Origin of the sequence: Mesorhizobium sp. M0771, from assembly GCF_040320155.1 — a bacterium.
Classification (GTDB): Bacteria; Pseudomonadota; Alphaproteobacteria; order Rhizobiales; family Rhizobiaceae; genus Mesorhizobium.
Map to the genome: position 1 here is coordinate 11,876 of NZ_JAMYPC010000008.1, position 12,530 is coordinate 24,405.

Genomic DNA, 12,530 nt, shown 5'->3' on the forward strand with positions numbered 1-12,530 from the left:
CGAGGGGACGTGGATGACGTTGAGCAATCTCGATCTGAAAGCCGTGGGGCCGCGCATCCGCATGATGATGCCGCATCTCACCCCGCTTGAGGCCAAGGTGGTGGAAACCGTCTTCGGCCGGCGCGGTTTCGACGAGACCATTCCGCTCAAGCAGATCGCCGAGGAGGCCGGCGTGTCGGAGGCGATGGTGGTCAAGATCGCCAAGAAACTCGGCTTCTCCGGCTACCGCGACTTCCGCACCGCCGTCTATGAATACAGCCGCCTCCCGACCGCCGAGATGCACCAGGAACTGTCGGTCGACGACAGCTCGGCCGAGATCGTGCAGAAAGTGTTCCGCACCTCGATCCAGGCGCTGGAGGAGACGCTCGCGATCCTCGACATGGACGATTTCGACCGTGCCGCCGATCTGCTCTACCGCGCCAGGAACCGCGATTTCTATGGCGTCGGCGGCTCCGCCCAGATCGCCCGCGATGTCTCGCACAAATTCCTGCGCATCGGCATCCGCGCGTCTGTCTATGACGACTCGCACATGATGCTGATGTCGGCCTCGCTCCTCGGCGCCGACGACATCGCCGTCGGCTTCTCGCATTCCGGCAACACGTCGGCCGTCATCGACGCCATCCATCTAGCCCGCAAGAGCGGCGCCCGCACGCTGGCCATCACCAACTACGACAACTCGCCGCTGGCCCAGATTGCCGACATCGTGCTGTGCTCGACCGCGCAAGGCTCGCCGCTGATGGGCGAAAACGCGGCGGCGCGCATCGCGCAGCTCAACATCCTCGACGCTTTGTTCGTGGCGGTGGCGCAGCGCGACTATCAGGCGGCGGAGCGCAATCTCGGCCGCACCATGTCGGCCGTCACCTCGAAACGAAAAGACCGGGGCACATGACGGTTCCGCTGGTCACCGTCTTCGGCAGCCTGCACTACGACATCATGGTCGACGCGCCCGACCGTCCACGCAAGGGCGAGACGGTGACCGGCCATGCCTGGCAGCCGAAATGCGGTGGCAAGGGCGGCAACCAGGCGGTCTCGGCGGCACGCGCCGGCGTGCGTGCGGCGATGATCGGCGCCGTCGGCGACGACGATTTCGGCACGGCGCTGCTGGCCAATCTAGATCGCGCCGGCGTCGATCGCCGCTTCGTGCGCGTGGCGGCAGGCGCAGGCTCCGGCATGAGCGTGGCGATCTTCGACAGCGATGGCGACTATGGTGCGGTGATCGTCTCCGGCAGCAATCTCACGCTGGACGATGATGACGTCGTGGCAGCAAGGGAGGTGGTGGTACAGACGGCAGTGCTGTTGCTGCAAAACGAAGTGCCCGACGCCGCAAACATCGCTGCCGCGCGCGCGGTGAAGGCATCCGGCGGCCGCGTCGTGCTCAACGCCGCACCGGCGCGAACACTGTCGGCCGAATTGACCGCGCTGATAGACATCGTCATCGTCAACGCCATCGAAGCGGAATTTTTGGCCGGCGTTCCGGTCGTCGATACGCTCGCCGGCGCAACCGAAGCCGCGCGGCGGCTGATCGATACCTACCCCTCGGCGATCGTCACCGCCGGCGGCGAAGGCGTCGCCTATTGCGACCGGATCGGCGCGGCCTTCGCGCTGGCGGCCATTCCGGTAAAAGTCGTCAGCACCCATGGCGCCGGCGACGAATTCGTCGGCGCCTTCGCGGCAGGCCTCGCCCGTGGCCATCCGATGGAAGCGGCGATCGCCACGGCCAATGCCGCCGCCGCCTCGCTGGTGGCGACACCGGAGGGAAAGCGCAGCTCGCGTTGAAAACTCAGGCCGCATATTGCCGCCTCCAAACCCGTGCCCCCGTCGATGAGCGAAACGGCAAACCGGGCGCGGCGAGAACCTGCTTGGCTTTGCCCTGATGGAGGCGCGGGACCAAGCTGCGTGGTCGAAAGTAGGGAGCTTCAGTCCGCTTCGCCGGCCGAACTTTTGCCGCACTGCGCCAGCACCTTACCGATCGCAGCGCTCGAGCCCGTCAGCGGAAAGCTGTTCTCGCCATATTTGTCGGCCGTAACCGTGACGTCGCCCTTGCTGCGCAACAGGCCGAGCAGTGGATCGTCTTTGCTCAGCTCAGCCGTGAAGTAATTATACATGGCCTCGAGGTCGAGCTTTTTGGTCACGCTCTTGTCACCGCCCTTGAAGGTGAAGGAAGCGCTGATGCCGGGTTCCAGCTGCTGGCCGGCCGCACCCAGATCGTAGCTCAGCACCGGCTTGTCGAAACAGACGAGCATCAGATGCGCATCGGCCTTCGGTCCGCCGCACACCGAAGCCGTCAGCACGCTGCCGCCTTCGTCTTCTTCCATCTTGGCGCTCCAGTTGCAGGACGCGGCAAAAGCCGGCTGCGCGGCTTGCAGCGCGGCCAGAACGGAACCTGCCATCATGAACTTCGCCAATGCACTTTGCATGATCCCCTCCCAAGCTACATTCAACGAGATCATACAGGACAAAAGGCCTGGTGACAGCGGCATATGCCGTCTTAGCCCCCGGCGCGCCCCATTGATCAAGCCTTTGAGACCGGCCTCGACGTCCAGGGCGGCTCCGGCGCGAAGCGCTTGCCGATCCACTCGGCGAAGGCGCGTGTCTTGGCGGCTTGTCCCTTGGCCGAGGGCATGACGACATAGACCGCGCCTTCGTCGGCCAGCGTCCAGTCCGCCAGCACCGGCACCAGCCGTCCGTCGGCGAGTTCGCGTCCGACAAGCCAGTCGGTGCTCATCATCAGGCCGAGGCCTTGCACCGCGGCTTCGACCAGCACCTCGGCATCGTCGCACACCATCGGCCCCGAGACGTCGACGTTGACGCGGCGTCCCGAACTGTCGGTCATCTCCCAGGTTGGAAAGGTCTGGAAGCCGGAGAAGCCGAGGCAGGCGTGTTCTGTGAGCGCTTCCGGCGCTTCCGGCGTGCCCCGGCGGGCGAGGTAGGAGGGAGCAGCGCACAGCAACCGCCGCCGTGTCGCGATCTTGCGCGCCACCAGGCGCGAGTCCTCCAGCGCGCCGAGACGGACGGCGACATCGAAGTTCTCTGCAACGAGATCGACTAACCGGTTGGAGAACTCGGCCTCGATGCTGACATCCGGGAACGTCGCTAGAAATTGCGGCAGCAGCGGCCCGATCCACATACGGCCAAAGGTTCCCGGCAGCGCCAGCCGCAGCAAGCCGCGCGGCGTCCCGCTGGCATGCGCGGAAGCAGCAGCCTCGGCTTCGTCTACCGAGGCCAGGATGGCGCGGACGCGTATCAGGAACTCCGCTCCCGCCTCCGTCAACGATACGCTTCGGGTGGTCCGGTGCAGCAGCCGCACGCCGAGCCGCTGCTCCAGCGATTGCAGGCGGCGTGACAGAACCGTCGAGTCGCGCCCGACGCGCAACGCTGCCTTGGTGAAGGAGCGCGCTTCGGTGATGGCCGCAAAGGCGGCCATTTCGGCAAGGCTGGCGGGGTCGTGTGATTGCTGCATAAAGCACAGGACTCAAATGTAAAAATTCCGGATTATCTGCTTGCAGCGCAGCAGATAGCTTCACTCAATCCTGACGATTGACCCCTTAAACAGGAATGCGTGAGCCATGAAAGCCATCGAACTGACCGCCGCCAAGCTGGACGCCTTTCGCGCCACCACCATTGCCACGCCTGAACCGCAGCGCGGCGAAGTGCTGATCCGCCAGCGCGCCGCGAGCCTGAATTTCGTCGATGTGGCGGTGGCCAGCGGCAATTATCGTGTGCCCGGCTTTCCGCTCATTCCCGTCGCCGACGGCGCCGGCGAGATCGTCGCGCTGGGGGAGGGCGTTACGGATTTCGCCGTCGGCGATCGCGTCGTTGCCCATGCCAAGCCGCGCTGGATCGGCGGTCCGCCCCGGCCTAACGAGATGACGCAGATGCGCGGAATTTCGCTGCCGGGGTCGCTCGCCGAATATGTCGCGCTGCCGGCCAACTCGCTCGTGCCGGTACCGGCTCGTCTCTCTTTCGAGGCGGCGTCGACCCTGCCGATCGCCGCGACCACCGCCTGGAACGCCGTCCGCGCCGCCGATGTCGGGCCGGGCTCGGTCGTCGTGCTGCTCGGCACCGGCGGCGTCTCCATCTTCACCCTTCAGCTGGCGAAAGCCGCCGGCGCAACCGTCATCATCACTTCTTCGTCGGACGAGAAGCTGGAGCGGGCGAAGGCACTCGGCGCCGATCATCTCATCAACTACCGCGCGACGCCCGACTGGGACGGCAAGGTGCTGGAACTGACCGGCGGCCTCGGCGCCGACCTCGTCGTCGAGACCGCCGGCACCGCCACCTTCGCCCGCGCCGTCAACGCCACCGCGCCTGGCGGCACGCTGTTCACCATCGGTTTCGTCACCGGCGCCGAGGCCACGGTCGACCTGCTGCCGATCATCATCAAGGCACTGAAGGTGGTCGGCAACAACACCGGGTCGGTATCTGACCTTCGCGCAGCCGTCCGCGCCATCGCCGCCGCCCGCATCGACCCGGTCGTCGACAAGGTGTTCAGCCAGGAGCAGGCGGCCGAAGCCTACGCGCACATGGCGGCAGGCGGGCAGCATTTCGGCAAGCTTGCGTTCAAGCTCGACTGGTAGCCGAGGCGCGCGAGCTGCCAATCTCCCCCCTTGAGGGGGAGATGCCCGGCAGGGCTGAGGGGGTCGGTCCGACCGGGCTCGACCTACTGCGGCGGAAGGAGGTTGGCGCTCTACGAGAGGCGACCCCCTCTGTCGCCTTCGGCGACATCTCCCCCTCAAGGGGGGAGATTACGCACGCCGCTTCCTAGATCAACTTCTCAAGCGTGATCGGGAGGTCGCGTATCCTTTTTCCAGTTGCGTGGAACACCGCGTTGGCGATCGCCGGCGCTACGCCGACGATGGCGAGTTCGCCCACACCCTTGCCGCCGAGCACAGAGGAGTGCAGGTCGGGAATGCCGACCGAGATGACCTCGATATCGGGGATGTCGGCATTGGTCGGCACCAGATAGTCGCCGAGATTGTTGTTGACGATGCGGCCATGCCTGCGGTCGACAATGCCTTCTTCAAGCAGCGCCTGGCCGATGCCCATGATGATGCCGCCCTTCCACTGGCTCTCCGCGAGTTTCGGGTTGTAGAGCCGGCCGGAATCCAGCGCCGACACCACGCGCGACACGCGCACGGTGCCGAAATCCTCGTCGACGCGCACCTCGATGAAATGCGCGCACCAGGAGTGGCGCGAATAGTCGCCCTCGGTGTGCGGCAGTGCCGCCGCGATGGTGGTGTAGTTCTTGTAGCGATCCTCGGCGGTCGAGTTCGCCGGCATGGTGTCGCCGGTGGCCTCGATGCGGTCGCGGCCGACGCTGGCCAGCAGGTCGGCGATCGAGACATCGGGACCATCGCCGCGCGGCGACCTGATGCGGCCATTGGCGACGACCAGCGTGTTGGCCTGCAGCGCGTGGAAGGGCGAGCGCGGATCGCTGATCGCCAGTCCGACAAGCTGATCGAGCGCCGATGTCGCCGCCTTGTAGACCGCGCCCGTCATCACGCCGGCCAGCCGCGACCCGCCGGCCACGCCGGCGCGGGGATACCGGGAATCGCCGAGCTTCACGACGACATGGTCGGCCGCCACGCCGACCGTTTCGGCCGCCGTCTGCGCCAGGATCGTGTACGTGCCTTGGCCCATGTCGATCGAGGAGCTTTCGACCTCGACCGAGCCGTTGGCAAGGATACGCACGATGGCCTCGCCATAAGCGCGCCGCACCGGATAGGTGCCGGCGGCGACGCCCCAGCCGATCAGCTGGTTGCCGTCGCGCATCGAACGCGGTTTGGACGTGCGCTGGGCCCAGCCGAAGCGTTCGGCGCCAGCCGCGAAAGCCTCGCGCAACTGCCGCGTCGACCAAGCCTTTTTTGCGTGCGGATCCTGCTCGGCGTAATTCCTCAGCCGGATCTCCAGCGGATCGATGCCGACCTCGTAGGCGAGCTCGTCAATGGCGCTTTCGATGCCGAAGGCGCTAGGGTTTTCGCCCGGCGCGCGCATGGCGCCGGGCACCACCGAATTCACCCGCACGACATTCTGCTTCGAGGAGAAGTTGGGCGTCGCATACATGATCGAGGTGACCACGCCCAAAGGCTCGACCCACATTCCGTCTATGGATGTTTCGTTGACGCCGCGATGCACGATCGACTGGATCTTTCCGTCACGGTCGGCGCCGATCGTCACCGTCTGGCGCGTCGCGGCGCGGCCGCCATAGCCGGTAAAAGTCTGCGGCCGCGTCATGACCACCCTCGCGGGCCGTCCCAGCATTTTTGCTGCGGCAGCCGCCACCGCGCCATGGCCGAGCGCCAATGCCTTGGAGCCGAAGCCGCCACCGATATAAGGCGAGACCAGCCGTACATTTTCGAACGGCACGCCGAACCATTCGGCATAGGTGCGGGCCATGCCGTCGAGCCACTGGCTCGGTTCCCACACGGTCAGCCGGTCGCCCTCCCAGCGCGCGATGAGGCCATGCGGCTCCATCGGCGCCTGGTATTCGCGCGGCGTGTTATAGGCGCCGCAGACGCGCACCGGAGCAGCGGCGAAAGCGGCCTGCGCATCGCCCCATTCCTTGGTCATGGCGGCGATCGGAATGCCGTCGCCGGCCTTGGCGTCGCTGAGGTCGACGATGGCCGGCGTCTCGTCATAGCTGACCTTGACCATCGCCGCTGCCGCGACGGCCTGCTCGAAAGTCTCCGCGATGACCGCGGCGACATGCTGGCCCGAAAAGGTGATGTCGCGCGCCAGCGGGCAGTAGGGTTTGTCCGGCGGCGGTGTGCCGAACCAGTCCGATGCGGTCCGCAGGCTCATGATGGTATCGGGCGTCAGCACCTTGAGCACGCCAGAGGCCGCCTCGGCAGCTGACGTGTCGATCGAGCGCACCTTGCCTGATGCGATCGTGCTTTCGACCAGGACGCCGTAGGTTAGCCCGTCGAGCTGCTGCTCGACGGCATATTTTGCCGCACCGGTAATCTTGGCCGGGCCGTCGACGCGCGACAGCCGCCCGCCAACCTGATCGGCAGTGCCGTCCGAAGCGTCGCCGTGCCGTGTCCTGGGGTCGTGAATGGTCATGCCATGGCTCCCGTCTTGAGGATGGCGCGGGCGACGACGCGCGGCGCCAGTTCGATCTTGTAGTGGTTGGCGCCGTGGCCGATGGCCCCTTCCACGGCGAGCAAGCTGGCTGCCCGCACCCTGTCTTCGCTGAGCACCTTGCCCTTCAACGCCGCTTCCACGGCGTGCGCCCGCCACGGCTTCGTCGCGACGCCGCCCAGCGCGACGCGCAGGTCGCGAATGGTGCGGCCATCGGCTTCGAAGTCGATGCCGACTGCGGCACTTGCAGCCGCGAACTCATACGACTGCCGGTCGCGGATCTTGAGATAGGTCGAACGCCGGGCCGTGCCGGAAGCCGGTATGCTGATGGCGGTGATCATCTCGCCCGGTTGGATGGCATGTTCCCTGTCGGGCGTGGCGCCGGGCAGGAGAAAGAAGTCGTCGACGGCAACCTGGCGTTCGCCAAGATGAACCACGGCATCGAAGGCGACCAGCGCGGTGGCGAGGTCACCGGGATACATGGCGATGCAGGCGTCGCTGGTGCCGAGCACGGCATGGCCGCGGGTGACGCCGCCGATCGCCGAGCAGCCGGTGCCGGGCGAGCGCTTGTTGCAGGCGGAAAAATTCGCGGGATCGCGGAAATAGGGGCAGCGCGTGCGCTGCATCAGATTGCCGCCGATGGTCGCCATGTTGCGCAGTTGCGCGGAAGCCGCCTGCCACAGCGCTTCGGAGACCGCGGGAAAGCGGCTCTTGATCTCGGCATGGTCGGCGACGTGGCTCATCTTGGCCAGCGCGCCGATCATGGCACTGTCAGCGTCGACCTTGATGGCGTCGAGCCCTTTGAGATGGGTGATGTCGACCAGGCTGTCGGGTTCGGCCACGCCGCATTTGGCGAGATCGACCAGCGTCGTGCCACCGGCAAGCAGCATGGCCCCAGGCAGGGCGGCTGCCTGTCGTGCCGCATCGATGCTATCGGCGCGAACGTAGGAAAAATCCCTCATGACGCGACCTCCAGTGCCGCCTGGCGCACGGCGGCAACGATGTGCGGATAGGCGCCGCAGCGGCACAGATTGCCGGCCATGTATTCGCGGATCTCGTCATCCGAGCCGGCATGGCCCTCGCGGATGCAGGCGACCGCCGACATGATCTGTCCCGGCGTGCAGTAGCCGCACTGGAAAGCATCCTGGTCGAGGAAAGCAGCCTGAACCGCGTTGAGCGTGCCGTCATCGCCGGCCAATCCTTCGATGGTGGTGATCTCGCGGCCTTCGACCTGTGCTGCAAGCGTCAGGCAGGACAGCACGCGCTGTCCCTCGACATGCACCGTGCAGGCGCCGCACTGGCCCTGGTCGCAACCCTTCTTGGTGCCGGTCAGGTCGAGGCGATCACGCAAGGCGTCAAGCAGCGTGACGCGCGGCTCGACCTGCAGTTCGTGACTGTGTCCGTTGATGGTGAGACGGATTGGGATAGTGGTGGATTTGGTTTGGTCGGTCATGAGGCGTCTGGCTCCAGTTGCTTGACGCTAGGGGATTGAAATGGGCTCGAGTGGGAGAGGACAAGGGAAGAGGCGACGGTGCGCCTAATCTCCCCCCTTGTGGGGGAGATGTCCGGCAGGGCAGAGGGGGGCGCGAAGGAATGCGACGTTCCCGATTTACATGCGTCGAAATAGACCTTTCCAAGCGGGTGTTGGTCGGCGGGACAGCGCTCCCTCTGTCCTGCCGGACATCTCCCCCACGAGTGGGGAGATTGGCAGCTCTGCCGCCCCAACTCTCCAGCGGGCAGGGATGCTTCAGTCTTCACAATCTCAACACGTGACATACCGGCTCCCCTGATTATATGATAAGACTGCTCCACTAAAACGGAGGCGCCTCCGTTTATCTAGTTGGGGACTTACCCCTTTGGGTTCAAGCCCCCATATATCGACAGTGGAGAAAAAATTGACCGAGCAGTCGCAAGCAATTGCCGACGAGAAGCGCGAAGCCGCAGCGCCAAGGCCGCTGCGCGCCGATGCGCAGCGCAACCGCGACCGGCTGGTCGAGGTTGCGGCAGCGGCCTTTGCCGAGCACGGTGTCGATGCCTCGCTGGAGGAGATCGCGCGCCAGGCCGGCGTCGGCATCGGCACGCTCTACCGGCATTTCCCAACCCGCGAGCATCTGGTCGAAGTGGTCTACCGGCGTGAAGTCGAGGCGCTCTGTGCGGCGGCCGATGACCTCGCCAGCCACCATTCGGCCGACATGGCGCTGGAACAGTGGATGCAGCGCTTCGTCGACTACATCGCCACCAAGCGCGGCCTGGCGGCCAGCCTGCGCATCCTGTTCAACACCAATTCCGCCGTGTTCTCCGACATGTCGGGCCGGGTGTCGCTGGCCTTGCGGCAACTGGTCGAGGCGGCGGTGGCCGAAGGCTCGATCCGCAGCGACGTCGACGCCTCCGATGTGCTGCACGCACTCGGCGGCATCTACTCGGCCCCCGACACCAAGGACTGGCGCGACCGCTCGCGCCGGCTGGTCAAGCTGCTGATGGACGGGCTGCGGTTCGGGGCAGGGAAGAGGTGACCTAGCGGCTCAAGCCGAACCATCGACCGCATAGAACCGAAACGCGCCGGGCAGCCCGCTTGCCGCCATTTCGCCACGCTCCTCGAACCGCAGGCCGGAGCCGACCACGAGATCGCGCACCGTCCTTGATGCGATGATTTCGCCCGGCCGCGCATGGTCAAGCAGACGCGATGACAGTTCGATCGCCGCGCCTGAAAATTGATGGCCCCGCTGCTCGCACTCGCCGATATGCACCGCCGAGCGGACCTCGACACCGGATTGCCGCAAGCGATCGCGGATGGCGATCGCGCACTGGATCGACCGCGTTGGCCGCTGGAACACCGCGAGCACCTTGCCGTCCGATCGGCTGATCTCTCTGCCTTCGGCCGCGAGGAGTTCGCCACGGAGCGCTTCGGCGTGCCGCTCGGCCGGGTCGATGCCGAAAGGCGAGCCCGTCATATCGAGGGACAGCACCGACACAAGCAGCCGTTCGCCTGGGGCCGCCGGCAAGGCGCCGGTGACGAAAGCCTGGATCTCGTCGACGATCCGATCGGAATTCTCGCCCCAGATGACGTGGTCGCGGCCGGCGAACTCAATGTATCGGGCGCCCTCGATGTGCGTCGCCAGGTAACGTCCTTCTTCCCGCTTCACCCAGCCGTCGCCAGTCGTCTGCATGATCAGTGTCGGAACATGGACAGCAGGCAGAATGTCGCGAACATCGATTTCGGCTCCCCAGCGCCACAGGGCGATCGCGTCGGCGGGCGAGGCAGAATTCCTGAGATAGGCGGCGAACCATTCTGTCTCGAACGTGTCGCTCATCAGACTGGGCGCCGCGTTGCTCATATCCGCCGCCGCTCCCCATTCTTTCTCGACGATCGCCAGATCCTCTTCCACCTGCTCGCTTGTCTTCGCCCACGGATAGTCTTGTGACCACCTGCCGCGGGCGTAGGCCCCATTGAGCACGAGTGCCGCTGTGCGCTCGGGATAGGTCGCCGCGAACAGCATGCACATCGGGCCGCCCTCGGAGCTGCCGAAAAGCACCGTGCGCTTCGAGCCAACCGCATCCAGCACTGCCCGCACATCTTCCATCCGCTCTTCCAGGGTCGGCAGACCGACATTGCGGTCCGAGAGCCCGGTGCCGCGCTTGTCCATGCGGATTAGGCGCGAGAAAGTGCCGAGCCGCCGGTGCACATGCGAAAGCCGCGGCGAGCCCCAGGCGTGGTCGAGGTTGGAGACCCATCCCGGCACATGGATCAGGTCGACCGGACCGTCGCCGGTCACCTGATACGCGATGTTGATCCCGGCCGATTTGACATAGTGGGTCGGGGGGGCTGCGAGTTCGTGGCTGAAGCCGGTAGCGTCATCCGCATCAGTCGTGGGTGGCCGTGCCGGCGCCATTGTGCGGCGTGTGCGCAGCGTCTCGAACAATTGCCGCGTCTCCGGCTCCGGCTGCAGCTTGAGATCGCGTAGAAGCGCGGTGCGGCAGTGCTCATATTGCTTCAGCGCGAGATTGGTCCTGCCTTGCGCCGCATAGGCGCGCATCAGGGCACGGTGGACATCCTCCCTCAACGGGTCCATGGCCAGCAGGCGCGCCGCCGCGCGCACGCATGCGGCAGGATCGTTCGTCGCGGCATAATGCGCGACGAGCCTGTCGAGCGCCGCGACGGCCAGTGCCCGCAGCCGCTCGCGTTCGATCCTCAGCCAGTCCTCGAATGGCTCCTCCTTCAGGCCGAAGCCGTCGAGCAGGTCGCCGCGGTAGACATTGAGCGCCAGTTCGAGGTCTTCGGGTGCCGGGCTGGCGACCAGCGCCTCGAACCGCGCGACGTCGAAATCAAGGCCGTCGAGATGCAGAGCGACGCTGTTGCCATCGGTGAGGAAGCGGCCGCCGCCGCACGTCTGCATGGCCTTCCTGACAGACGATACCGCTTGCCGCAGGCTCATTCGCGCCTGCGCCTCGCTGTTGATGCCCCAGAGCAGGGTCGCCAGCTTCTCGCGCGACTGCGAATGCCCCGACTGCAGCGCGAGATAGGCGACCATCGCACGCGCCTTGCGGCTGATGGCTGGAACCGTGGCCCCGACGCCACCAAAGTCGAAACCACCCAGCAGGTGAAGATAAGGTCCGGTCATCGGATCCGCCACGGTCACAGCGCGACGACGATCCGCTCAAGCTCGGTCCATTTCAACACTTATTCCGCCGCCGAGGCGCTTTTCACGATTCCATCACGCAGGTTCCCACGCGTTGCTCACGGCGCTTGAGGAGATTGTTCGCACTGGATCTCTTTTCGCAGGAGGATACCGTGCATCACCCTGGCCCGACCGAGTGGCCCATCTGGCATGACGACCCCGGGCGCGACCGGCAGGAGCTTGGCGCACCATCGCGTCACGATATTGCGCTGGCCCGCTATCTCGAAACACAACAGGCCCATCGGGCATTGGCGGCTCGCAGACTCGATCCGGCGGCGGTCGTGGCCTCTGCACTGGCAGCGTTCGTCCGCTGCCTTTTCCGTGCAGCGCTGCGCCGAATTGTCCGCTGGCCAACCGATGCCGCGACAGGGATGGACGATTTCGGCTTGACGTTGTCCAAGGCTCATGCGGAATTTAGCAAGACCCTTTGGGGCCGCTGAGTGCAGCGCCCTTGGTCGACGATCTCATCCCCAACCGCCGCCGCCGCCGCCAGCCCCACCGCCGCCTCCGCTGCCGCCGAGAGAAGGAATCACGGGCGGCTTTTGCGGGATCTCCTCGGCCGGCTTGATCACTTTGCCGGTGGCCGCCTTCTTGTATCTGACCACCTTTGGCTGAGGTGCTACGCGAACCACTTTGCGATGGTTCACCGGCGGCGCCGGCTCAAACATCGGCGACACCGAGGTGCAGCCCATGAGCCCGGCCAGAACGCCGGATAGAATTATCCCGATGAATGCCTGCCCGAATGTCTGCTTGAATGCCTTGCCCACCATGGCC

At 65.8% G+C, this 12,530-nt stretch carries 12 protein-coding genes; 5 read left to right on the plus strand and 7 right to left on the minus strand.

Annotated elements, in window-relative coordinates; translation table 11 throughout:
• Positions 1-13: 13 nt before the first annotated feature.
• Both NKI05_RS14205 and NKI05_RS14210 read left to right on the plus strand, forming a co-directional pair.
• Complete coding sequence (locus NKI05_RS14205) at positions 14-889, plus strand: MurR/RpiR family transcriptional regulator (RefSeq protein WP_023672510.1); 876 nt, start codon at positions 14-16, stop codon at positions 887-889.
• Complete coding sequence (locus NKI05_RS14210; protein WP_023814860.1) at positions 886-1,776, plus strand: ribokinase; 891 nt, start codon at positions 886-888, stop codon at positions 1,774-1,776. Before NKI05_RS14205 ends, NKI05_RS14210 begins: the two co-directional genes overlap by 4 nt.
• Before the next feature lie 140 nt (positions 1,777-1,916).
• On the opposite strand, the gene NKI05_RS14215 is transcribed toward NKI05_RS14210, so the two are convergent.
• A complete protein-coding gene (locus NKI05_RS14215) occupies positions 1,917-2,417 on the minus strand; it encodes a hypothetical protein (protein ID WP_245260094.1) in 501 nt (166 codons plus the stop codon).
• Between the two features lie 95 nt (positions 2,418-2,512).
• Positions 2,513-3,460, minus strand: coding sequence for a LysR family transcriptional regulator (locus NKI05_RS14220; protein WP_023743889.1), 948 nt, complete (start codon positions 3,458-3,460; stop codon positions 2,513-2,515).
• A gap of 106 nt (positions 3,461-3,566) precedes the next feature.
• Between NKI05_RS14220 and NKI05_RS14225 the strand changes: the two genes are divergently transcribed.
• Entirely contained in the window at positions 3,567-4,577 is a 1,011-nt protein-coding gene (locus NKI05_RS14225) for a zinc-dependent alcohol dehydrogenase family protein (RefSeq protein WP_023688978.1), read from the plus strand.
• 184 nt (positions 4,578-4,761) lie between these two features.
• On the opposite strand, the gene NKI05_RS14230 is transcribed toward NKI05_RS14225, so the two are convergent.
• The 3 genes from NKI05_RS14230 to NKI05_RS14240 are packed head-to-tail and all read right to left on the minus strand — an operon-like array spanning position 4,762 to position 8,533.
• A complete protein-coding gene (locus NKI05_RS14230) occupies positions 4,762-7,062 on the minus strand; it encodes a xanthine dehydrogenase family protein molybdopterin-binding subunit (RefSeq protein WP_023743890.1) in 2,301 nt (766 codons plus the stop codon).
• On the minus strand, positions 7,059-8,042 hold the full coding sequence (locus NKI05_RS14235; protein ID WP_023743891.1) for an FAD binding domain-containing protein: 984 nt from the start codon (positions 8,040-8,042) through the stop codon (positions 7,059-7,061). The genes NKI05_RS14230 and NKI05_RS14235 overlap by 4 nt, the downstream gene beginning before the upstream one ends.
• Positions 8,039-8,533, minus strand: a complete 495-nt coding sequence (locus tag NKI05_RS14240; RefSeq protein ID WP_023672519.1) for a (2Fe-2S)-binding protein — start codon at positions 8,531-8,533, stop codon at positions 8,039-8,041. The genes NKI05_RS14235 and NKI05_RS14240 overlap by 4 nt, the downstream gene beginning before the upstream one ends.
• A gap of 442 nt (positions 8,534-8,975) precedes the next feature.
• Between NKI05_RS14240 and NKI05_RS14245 the strand changes: the two genes are divergently transcribed.
• Positions 8,976-9,593 (plus strand): TetR/AcrR family transcriptional regulator, encoded by a 618-nt coding sequence (locus NKI05_RS14245; RefSeq protein WP_023709407.1) that lies wholly within the window; start codon positions 8,976-8,978, stop codon positions 9,591-9,593.
• Between the two features lie 9 nt (positions 9,594-9,602).
• Here NKI05_RS14245 and NKI05_RS14250 read toward each other — a convergent pair whose 3' ends face one another.
• Positions 9,603-11,699 (minus strand): alpha/beta fold hydrolase, encoded by a 2,097-nt coding sequence (locus tag NKI05_RS14250; RefSeq protein WP_031205196.1) that lies wholly within the window; start codon positions 11,697-11,699, stop codon positions 9,603-9,605.
• Positions 11,700-11,833: 134 nt separating this feature from the next.
• On the opposite strand from NKI05_RS14250, the gene NKI05_RS14255 reads away from it, so the two are divergent.
• Positions 11,834-12,196: a hypothetical protein gene (locus tag NKI05_RS14255; RefSeq protein ID WP_023672522.1), complete on the plus strand. Its 363-nt coding sequence runs from the start codon at positions 11,834-11,836 to the stop codon at positions 12,194-12,196.
• A 24-nt stretch (positions 12,197-12,220) separates the two neighbouring features.
• On the opposite strand, the gene NKI05_RS14260 is transcribed toward NKI05_RS14255, so the two are convergent.
• Positions 12,221-12,526 carry a hypothetical protein gene (locus tag NKI05_RS14260; protein ID WP_023703064.1) on the minus strand — a complete coding sequence of 102 codons (306 nt, stop codon included), beginning with the start codon at positions 12,524-12,526 and terminating at the stop codon, positions 12,221-12,223.
• Positions 12,527-12,530: the final 4 nt, after the last annotated feature.

Excerpts from the sequence above, each read along its gene's own strand:
- NKI05_RS14205 (WP_023672510.1), top strand. The coding sequence starts at position 14 with ATGACGTTGAGCAATCTCGATCTGAAAGCCGTGGGGCCGCGCATCCGC.
- NKI05_RS14210 (WP_023814860.1), top strand. The coding sequence starts at position 886 with ATGACGGTTCCGCTGGTCACCGTCTTCGGCAGCCTGCACTACGACATC.
- NKI05_RS14215 (WP_245260094.1), bottom strand. The coding sequence starts at position 2,417 with ATGCAAAGTGCATTGGCGAAGTTCATGATGGCAGGTTCCGTTCTGGCC.
- NKI05_RS14220 (WP_023743889.1), bottom strand. The coding sequence starts at position 3,460 with ATGCAGCAATCACACGACCCCGCCAGCCTTGCCGAAATGGCCGCCTTT.
- NKI05_RS14225 (WP_023688978.1), top strand. The coding sequence starts at position 3,567 with ATGAAAGCCATCGAACTGACCGCCGCCAAGCTGGACGCCTTTCGCGCC.
- NKI05_RS14230 (WP_023743890.1), bottom strand. The coding sequence starts at position 7,062 with ATGACCATTCACGACCCCAGGACACGGCACGGCGACGCTTCGGACGGC.
- NKI05_RS14235 (WP_023743891.1), bottom strand. The coding sequence starts at position 8,042 with ATGAGGGATTTTTCCTACGTTCGCGCCGATAGCATCGATGCGGCACGA.
- NKI05_RS14240 (WP_023672519.1), bottom strand. The coding sequence starts at position 8,533 with ATGACCGACCAAACCAAATCCACCACTATCCCAATCCGTCTCACCATC.
- NKI05_RS14250 (WP_031205196.1), bottom strand. The coding sequence starts at position 11,699 with ATGACCGGACCTTATCTTCACCTGCTGGGTGGTTTCGACTTTGGTGGC.
- NKI05_RS14260 (WP_023703064.1), bottom strand. The coding sequence starts at position 12,526 with ATGGTGGGCAAGGCATTCAAGCAGACATTCGGGCAGGCATTCATCGGG.